9 protein-coding genes are annotated in these 8,203 nt (G+C 53.0%); all 9 read right to left on the reverse strand.

From position 1 onward, the window contains the following. The coding region (locus Q7V06_RS08600; RefSeq protein ID WP_304840594.1) for a glutamate--tRNA ligase family protein at positions 1-561 on the reverse strand (561 nt) is incomplete at its 3' end. A gap of 1 nt (position 562) precedes the next feature. Beyond that, positions 563-1,525 (reverse strand): polyprenyl synthetase family protein, encoded by a 963-nt coding sequence (locus Q7V06_RS08605; RefSeq protein WP_304840596.1) that lies wholly within the window; start codon positions 1,523-1,525, stop codon positions 563-565. Positions 1,526-1,539: 14 nt separating this feature from the next. Continuing rightward, positions 1,540-2,880 (reverse strand): RNase J family beta-CASP ribonuclease, encoded by a 1,341-nt coding sequence (locus tag Q7V06_RS08610; protein WP_304840598.1) that lies wholly within the window; start codon positions 2,878-2,880, stop codon positions 1,540-1,542. 9 nt (positions 2,881-2,889) lie between these two features. Beyond that, positions 2,890-3,951, reverse strand: coding sequence for a type 2 isopentenyl-diphosphate Delta-isomerase (gene fni, locus Q7V06_RS08615; protein WP_304840610.1), 1,062 nt, complete (start codon positions 3,949-3,951; stop codon positions 2,890-2,892). A gap of 2 nt (positions 3,952-3,953) precedes the next feature. After that, positions 3,954-4,709 carry an isopentenyl phosphate kinase gene (locus tag Q7V06_RS08620; protein ID WP_304840600.1) on the reverse strand — a complete coding sequence of 252 codons (756 nt, stop codon included), beginning with the start codon at positions 4,707-4,709 and terminating at the stop codon, positions 3,954-3,956. After that, a complete protein-coding gene (mvk, locus tag Q7V06_RS08625; RefSeq protein WP_304840602.1) occupies positions 4,702-5,571 on the reverse strand; it encodes a mevalonate kinase in 870 nt (289 codons plus the stop codon). The genes Q7V06_RS08620 and mvk overlap by 8 nt, the downstream gene beginning before the upstream one ends. Position 5,572: 1 nt before the next feature. Next, positions 5,573-6,361 carry an AmmeMemoRadiSam system protein B gene (gene amrB / locus Q7V06_RS08630; RefSeq protein ID WP_304840604.1) on the reverse strand — a complete coding sequence of 263 codons (789 nt, stop codon included), beginning with the start codon at positions 6,359-6,361 and terminating at the stop codon, positions 5,573-5,575. Between the two features lie 40 nt (positions 6,362-6,401). Further along, the gene (rpsB, locus tag Q7V06_RS08635; protein WP_304840606.1) at positions 6,402-7,025 is read right to left on the reverse strand and encodes a 30S ribosomal protein S2; all 624 of its coding nucleotides are present in this window, start codon (positions 7,023-7,025) and stop codon (positions 6,402-6,404) included. Then, positions 7,022-8,203 (reverse strand): phosphopyruvate hydratase (gene eno, locus Q7V06_RS08640; RefSeq protein ID WP_304840608.1); only part of this gene is annotated, 1,182 nt, incomplete at its 5' end. The genes eno and rpsB, both read right to left, overlap by 4 nt.

The raw sequence follows: 8,203 nt of genomic DNA on the forward strand, positions 1-8,203 counted from the left end.
GATCAGCTGTCTTGCATAGTCATAATAGATATCGAGCCGGTCGCTCTGGTAGACGATATCTGAGATCTCTACCCCGAGCCATTCGAGATCCTCTCTGACCATCTGGTAGGCATCCGGATCAACCCGTTTCGGATCGGTATCTTCGATCCGGTAGATGTACTTCCCACCATACCGCCGGACATAGGCGTCGTTGAGAATCGATGCCCTGGCATGGCCGAGATGCAGGGGGCCGGAGGGATTTGGTGCAAACCGCATCACGACACCACCTTCGGCATCCGGGAGCGGTGGCAGTTCGTTTGACCGTTCCTTCTTCTGGTGCATTGAGGCGACAAGATCCGGTGCTGATCGGATGAGTTCTTCCTCCCTCTCTTCAGGAGTGAGAGCCTCGACATCGGCAAGGACAGATCCGATGATCGCGTTCAGTTCCTTTGCCCTGCTCCGAAGTTCCGGATTGGCTCCGAGGACCGCTCCGACAACGGCTCCTGCACGCGGAACGCTCTTATGCTTCACTGCATTCTGGAGTGCGTACTGTTTGAGGATCTGACGAGCCTCCTCATCCATCTCAGAACCCCCGGGTCACGAAGAAATCGACCATCTGCATGATCAACTGTTTCTCTTCGGACTCATGAAGAACAGATAACCCTTTCTTTGCATCCTGAACGAGGTTGAGTGCGATCTGTCTGACCTCATTAATGACACCCGCATCCTCAAGATTTTTAATAACGGAATCTATCTCTTCATCGGTGAGATCTCGTTTGTAGGGTGTGAGATCGATCCCCCGCTCTCCTGCAACGATGGCGATCAGGGTCTGTTTACCTGCACGAAGATCAGATGCACGGTCTTTTCCGCTTGTGCCCCGGGGTGTCAGAAGATCAATCAGATCATCCTGAATCTGAAACGCAATCCCGGTCGTCATACCGAGATTGTGGAGTGCTTCTGCCTGCTGAGGTGACCCTCCTGCGAGGATGGCGCCGATCCCGGCAGCCGCTGCATAGAGTGCACCGGTCTTCTTCCGCACCATATCCAGGTATTCACCGCGGGAGACATCAGTCCGCTTCTCAAATGACATATCGTCCGCCTGCCCCTGGCAGATCTCTTCGCAGGCTTTTGCGAGCATCGCAATGGCACGGACTTTTGATGCAGGATCTGAATCGGCCTTGCAGATCAGCTCAAATGCACGTGCATAGAGGACATCTCCGGCAAGGATCGCGATCGGTTCGTCCCATACGGTATGAACGGTCGGCACCCCTCGCCGAAGTGAGTCACGGTCCATGATATCGTCATGGACGAGTGTGAAGGTGTGGGTCATTTCAAGTGCAAGAGCCGCAGGAAAGACCTTATCCGATGCGTTCTTATGAATCGCATCCGCTGCAAGCATCACCATTGCAGGGCGGAGACGTTTTCCGCCGGCGAGGAGCAGGTGTGCGCTCGCTTTGTTCAGATCGCCGGGTGCATCTCCAAAGAATCGAAAGATCGTCTTGTCGATGAGATCCTCAACAGATTCAAGGTATTCTTGTAGATCCATGGTCGTTACCTCTCTTACTTGTGAACCAGAAGCCGCTGGCCGTTTGTCATCAGGTGAACATCCTGATGGAGTGTATACCCGAGCTCAGCAGCGAAGTCAGCATATGACGCCGTCATTCTGAGATCTCCATGTGAGGGGATGATATGCTGCGGGTTGAGCAGATGGATAAATTCATAATGATCCTCACGGTACGCATGCCCGGTGACATGCAACTCATCAAAGATACGTGCCCCGGTCATCCGAAGCCTCGTCTCGGTGAGGTACCGCTGTCCATAATTCATCGGATTTGGTATCACTTTTGCAGAGAAGAGGACTTTGTCGCCCTTCTCAAGACGATACGGGGTATCCCCCTGCCCGATCCGTGTCAGGACCGACCCCGGTTCTCCCTGGTGACCGGTGATGATCGGCATAAATTTTTCTTTGCCTTCCTTCATCATCCGCCGGAATATCCGGTCGACTGTCCTTCGGTTGCCAAAGACCGAGGTTGACCTCGGAAACGCAACCAGCTTCATCTGTTCGGCGGTTGTTGAATACCGTTCCATCGAGCGGCCGAGGAGGACCGGTTTTCTTCCTATCTCATGGGCGCATTCGGTGAGGGTCTTCAGCCGTGAGATGTGGGACGAGAAGGTCGTCACCAGGATGGCGTTTTTATCATCCTCAAAACTCGTGATGACATCACGGCAGAGATCGCGGGCAATCCGCTCGCTTGGGGCTCTGCCTTTTGACGTGATATTGACACACTCGGTTATGAGAAGGAGTACCCCTTCCTTTCCAAGCTGTGCCATACGGGCAAAGTCCGGTGGTTCTCCGATGACCGGTGTCCGATCAAGTTTGAAGTCGTTTGCATAGATCACCGCACCATGAGGTGTGTGGAGCACCGCCATCACGGTATCGATGATCGAGTGCTGCATCCGTACAAACTCAAGCGTCAGATTCTGTGATATGGTGTATCTGCCGCCTGATTTGAGAGCAAAGAGTTTGTTGTTCACCCCGAACTTCTGTTCTCCTGCGATCTGCTGACGGATCAGCTCAGTCGTATATGGTGTCGATATGATGGGTGCGTTGTACCGGTGGGCAAGTTTTGGAAGTGCCCCGATATGGTCAAGATGTCCATGCGTACAGACTATCGCCCTGACTGTTCCTTCGATCCCGTTCATTACCGTATCGTCTGGGATCGCCTTCATCTGGATCAGATCCAGAGAATGCATATTTTCAACATCCGCATCCTCATGGATCATGATCCGGTCAAGCCGGAGTCCCATATCGAATATTACGATATCCTTGCCACAGCGGACCGCGGTCATATTCCGACCAACTTCGTCGTATCCGCCGACAGCGATTACTTCTATCTCCATAATGTACCTCTAATCGTATTTTTGTATCATTGTGCGTGTTTCTCCGGTGATATATGTCCGAACCGACCTCATATCGCGTATGGTCGCGGCTCCCGAGAGGAACATCGCTGCTTTCAGTTGTCTGTGGATATGGTCGATGGCTGATGCGAGTGCATCATCACTCTCCATCGCAGGTGCGAGGAGCGGGAGTGCCATCCCTGCCATATCGGCACCGAGTGCAAGGGCTTTTGCGATATCGACGCCGCTTCTGACGCCGCCTGTTGCAATCACCGGCCCTCCGGTCTCTCTGACTTCTATCAGGCTTACCACCGTTGGAATACCCCAATCGATGAAGTCTTCACCGAGACGTTGTTGCAAGGTGCCGTCACTCTCTTCTGCCCGTATCCCTTCGATACGTGCCCATGATGTACCACCATGGCCTCCGATATCGATTGCATGGACACCGGCATTCCAGAGGAGTCGTGCGGTCTCGCGGGATATGCCAGACCCCGTCTCCTTGATGATCACGGGGAACGACACTTCAGAACAGAGCTCTTCTATTGCGCTGAGGCATCCGGCTGCATCACGATCGCCTTCGGGCTGGATCGCTTCCTGCAGAAAGTTGAGATGGATTGCGATCGCATCCGCACCGATCATTGATACGGCCTCCTCTGCCCATGCAACACCGTGTTCACGGAGCTGTACAGCCCCAATATTCGCAGCAATAAAGGCAGTTGGGGCTTCTTCCCGGACAACCGCAAACGACTCGATGAGATCCGGCCGTTCAAGCGCTGCCCGCTGTGATCCGACACCGATAGCACAGCCGAAATGTTCGGCTGCCCGTGCAAGGCGGCGGTTCACTTCGGTTGTATCGGGGTGGCCGCCGGTCATCGCGGCGATGAAGAGGGGGGAAGAGAGGGAATGTCCGAGGAACCTGCATGAGCAGTCGATTTGGTCCATAGTGCATTCAGGGAGAGCGGAATGGACGATCCTGACATCCGAGAAACCTGAATCTCCCGCTTCGATCTCCTCTTCACTACAGATGCGGAGGTGATCAAGTTTTCGGGAAGTGGTCTGTTCAGGTCTGGTCATCATTATATCTCCACAATATCAGTTCCGCTGTGGTCATCTCCGGCAAGGAAATCTCCGAGTTTTTCAATATGAAATATTGAAGAAGGTATTCCGGCATCCGCAAGGGTGAGGAGCTCCTCTACTTTGCCTCTCATCCCACCGGTTACATCTGTCTTCCCTGATTCGCCGAGATCGATCTCCTGAATAACAGATCGATGAATCTTTCTGATAACATTACCTTTTGCCAGGACACCCGGGACATCGGTTGCAAGGCCGACACGCCCTGCGGAAATTCCAATGGCGATATTCAGAACGAGCTGATCTCCTGAGATGATGCATGCCCCGCGTTCTGTATCCATTACCACATCGCCATGAAGAACCGGGATGATACCAAGGTTAGCCATGCGATCGAGATGTTTTGTCTCAAAAGAGATGAGTCGTCCGTTCTCTGCAACTGATCCGCATAAGGGATGGATGCCGACTGCGTCAAGCCCTGCATCCCGGAGTACCTGAACAACTGCTGTATTCAGTCCGGCAACAGCCCGGTGGGTCTCTCCGACACCGACTGCATTTTCATGAGTGACTCCGCTCTGAATTGCAAAGCGCTGTGCCTCAGGATGGCCGCAGGACCCGGCCCCATGAATGATGATAAGAGGGAGATCCCGGTATGAGGCGAGAGTCTTCGCTATCTCCTGGAGCCGGGTGTGGTTGATCACTCCGGCAGACTGCTTCTCGGTGATCACAGATCCGCCGAGTTTAAGTACAACCGTCTTATTCATCCTTCTCTTTCCGTACACCCTGGGTGTCGATGGTGGTGATGATTGCCCGGGCATCACATGCTTCTATTGCACCTGCCACACGGGTCTTGGCACTCTTTGTACAGAGTGCAAACATGCACCCTCCTCCTCCTGCACCGGTCATCTTTGCTCCAAGTGCGCCTGCTGCACGTGAGGCGAGGACGAGGCGGGAGAGCTGGGGGTGGCCTACCCCCAGTGCCTCAAGGAGTGCATGGTTCATATTCATCAGATTACCAAACTCCCGCGGATTATTGAAATGATGCATTGAACACTTTGTTACAGCGGCGATCGCGTCGATGATCGGATCTGCGATCTGTGGCCTGGTCCTCTTCAGTTCAGCCACCCGTGCGACCATATCCGAAGTGTTGTGGTGGGTAAGACTATTACCGATGACGAGCTGGATCGGCTGTGGAGGTAGCCTTCGTTTGGTATTGCCGGTAATTAATACCATGCCTCCCACTGTAGAGACATAGGTGTCTGTTGCACTGGCTCGCCCGTTCTGGACGTTCTTCTCAACCAGGTGAGCGATAGATGCGAGTTCTTCAGGTGCTCTTCCCATCTCAAACTCATCATTGATCGCAAAGAGTGTTGCAACGGTCACTGCTGCGGAAGAGCCAAGACCCGAAGAGCTTGGAAGCTGGGATCTGACATAGACCGATCCTGAAACACCCATCTGCCGGAAACATTCGGCAATATAGGAGGAGTTCGGTTTCTTCTGCCGTTTCGCTTTCCGTACGGTGACCATAACCCGTGGCTTGATCGCCATTGCGATCCCTGGTTTTCCAAAGACCACGGCATGCTCACCAAAGAGGAAGATCTTACCTGGTGCGCTCCATGTTGCCAACCTATATCACCGCAATGGCCGCATAACCGACCACTTCGGGATCACCAGTAACATCGCCGCTCGTCATGTACCGGAGGAGTATTCCCTTCCTGGCACCGAGACCGGATGCAGCCTGGATCATCGCAGCGATCGGCCCTACACCGCATGCAGAAACCCTGAGATCCCTGATCCTCGTGTAGAACTCATTGGTGTCAAGCGAGAGGATCGGCTCGATTGCTTTTGCATCGATCTCCTCTGCCCTCTTCTGTGGGATGTAGTGTGAAAAGTCACTTGAGGCGACGATGATCGCCTCTCTCTTTGTTCTTCTGATAGCCTGAAGGATTGCATCTGAGAGGCGCCCTGCCTCTTCCGGGGACTGATCACCCATGAGAACCGGTGTAATCCGGGCACGTGGAAACCGGTACTTGATGAACGGCATCTGGGTCTCAAGAGAGTTTTCATCTTCCTGATGTGCATCTTCGTCAACGGGAATACCCAGTGCCCGCGAGAGCTCTTCATCGTTTGGAATGATACCAAGGGGTGTCTCCCAGGGGAGTGCGGATACACAGGTCCGGTATCCACGGTGGCTTGGGCCGATGACGATGAAGGTTCCACTGAAACCGGGATCGATTGTACCGTATCCACGGGCAGCAACTGATCCTGAGTATGGATATCCTGCATGTGGAACGATGATGCCGAAGGGATGAAGATCCTCCTGAGGAGGCTGGAAGAACATCTCAAGCACCTGCTCAAGATGCCCCGGCTCCTTCGGATAAAACATCCCTGCCATTGTACACAAACGGTTCTCCATAAGACTCCCTACCTCTTCAGGCAGTTGTTCTTCTGACTATTTAAAGGTCGGTCTCAAAGTCTTCCGGAGTGAGTGATGTGGTGATTCCCCGAAGCCTGAGCATCTCCTTTGCGAGGAGGTAGTAGACCATGGAGAGAGCTTTTCTGCCTTTGTTATTTGTTGGGATGACGAGATCGATGTTTCGTGTGCTGTTGTTTGTGTCACAGAGGGCGATGACCGGGATGCCGGACTGAACTGCTTCCCGGACCACCTGGGCATCACCGATCGGGTCGGTGACGATGACTGCATCGGGTTCGATATACTTATTCAGTGTAGTCTGGTTCAGGGCGGGATTTGTAAGAGTTCCCGGGATGAACCTGCCGGTAGCGGACATTGCTCCGATGACTTCTGCAAATTTTCGGGCAGGGTACTGTCCGTACTGTCGTGATGTCACGGCAAAGATCTTTGGTGATTCAAACCTGGAGAGGAATGCTGCCACCTGTTTGATCCGCTCGTCCGTTTTTCTGATGTCAATGATGTACAGACCATCTCCGCGGACGCGGTAGATGAAGTTCATCATTTCGTTGCTCTTCTGCTGTGTTCCAATGTGAACGCCTGCCGCAAGGTATTCCTCAACCGGTACAAGGGGCTCGTTCAGTTCGATATCAAGTTCGTTCTCGCTCATGCGAAATTCTCCGAAATACGAATCAATTCATTTAGTTTAGCTATTCTTTCGCCACCGACGATACCGCATTTGAGGTATATGCATCCAAATGCGGTTGCAAGGTGGGCGATGGTCGTATCTGTAGTCTCTCCTGATCTGTGGCTCATCACAGTCTCCATCCCATATCTATGGGAAAGGCTTACCGCCTCGAATGTATCCGTGAGGGTCCCGATCTGATTTGGTTTGATCAGAACGGCGGTTGCAGACTGGATCTCTATCCCTCTCTGGATTCGCTCGGGGTTTGTGACGAAGATATCATCGCCGCAGATGAGGCAGTTGTCATTGATCTGATCGGTAAGGGTGGAGAACCCTTCAAAATCCTCTTCATGAAGGGGATCTTCGACATAGATGAGATCAAAGGTGTCGACGAGATCAGCGATGTAGGCGATCTGATCCTCAGTGGAACGGTTCCGTTCACGATAGACATATCGTTCTCCGTCCCAGAGTTCGCTTGCCGCGACATCAAGGCCAATAGCTACACTGACACCGGTCTCATCGGTGACCGTATCAATTGCATTGTTGATCAGCTCAAGTGCATCATGATCTGAGATCTGTGGTGCCCATGCTCCTTCATCTCCCTTCCCACAGGTGATCCCGCGGGAGGTGAGGATCTTCTTCACCTCTTTGTGAACGAGGGCATTTGTGAAGACCGCTTCTTCGGTTGAAGATGCACCTGTTGGGATAATGAGAAACTCCTGAATCTCGGTTGCTCCTGGTGCATGAGCTCCTCCGCCGATGACATTTCCAAGCGGAAGAGGGGCTTCGTCTGCAAATATTCCCCCGAGATAGGTGTAAGGTTCGATGTTGAGCGACGATGCTGCTGCTTTTGCATTTGCAAGTGAGAGGGCAACTGCGATGTTTGCTCCGATACCTGCAAAGTTGCTGGTCCCGTCGATCTCATGGAGGATACGATCAAAGGTGACCTGTTCACGGGAATCAAGGTCAATCAACTGAGGAATAACCGTATTGTATGCATACGGTATCGCCTCATCCGGTGACCTGACAACCGCTTCATGCTTTCCTGTGCTTGCCCCGCTTGGGGCCGCTGCACGCCCGAATCCACCTTCTACCAGAACATCTGCTTCAATGGTGGGATTCCCACGACTATCGAGGATCTTCCTGAGTGTGATCGCTTCGAT

Origin of the sequence: Methanocalculus sp., assembly GCF_030651615.1 — an archaeon.
Lineage (GTDB): Archaea > Halobacteriota > Methanomicrobia > Methanomicrobiales > Methanocorpusculaceae > Methanocalculus.

Bases quoted from the DNA above. Each gene is read 5' to 3' on its own strand.
- Q7V06_RS08605 (WP_304840596.1), bottom strand. From the start codon at position 1,525: ATGGATCTACAAGAATACCTTGAATCTGTTGAGGATCTCATCGACAAG.
- Q7V06_RS08610 (WP_304840598.1), bottom strand. From the start codon at position 2,880: ATGGAGATAGAAGTAATCGCTGTCGGCGGATACGACGAAGTTGGTCGG.
- fni (WP_304840610.1), bottom strand. From the start codon at position 3,951: ATGACCAGACCTGAACAGACCACTTCCCGAAAACTTGATCACCTCCGC.
- Q7V06_RS08620 (WP_304840600.1), bottom strand. From the start codon at position 4,709: ATGAATAAGACGGTTGTACTTAAACTCGGCGGATCTGTGATCACCGAG.
- amrB (WP_304840604.1), bottom strand. From the start codon at position 6,361: ATGGAGAACCGTTTGTGTACAATGGCAGGGATGTTTTATCCGAAGGAG.
- rpsB (WP_304840606.1), bottom strand. From the start codon at position 7,025: ATGAGCGAGAACGAACTTGATATCGAACTGAACGAGCCCCTTGTACCG.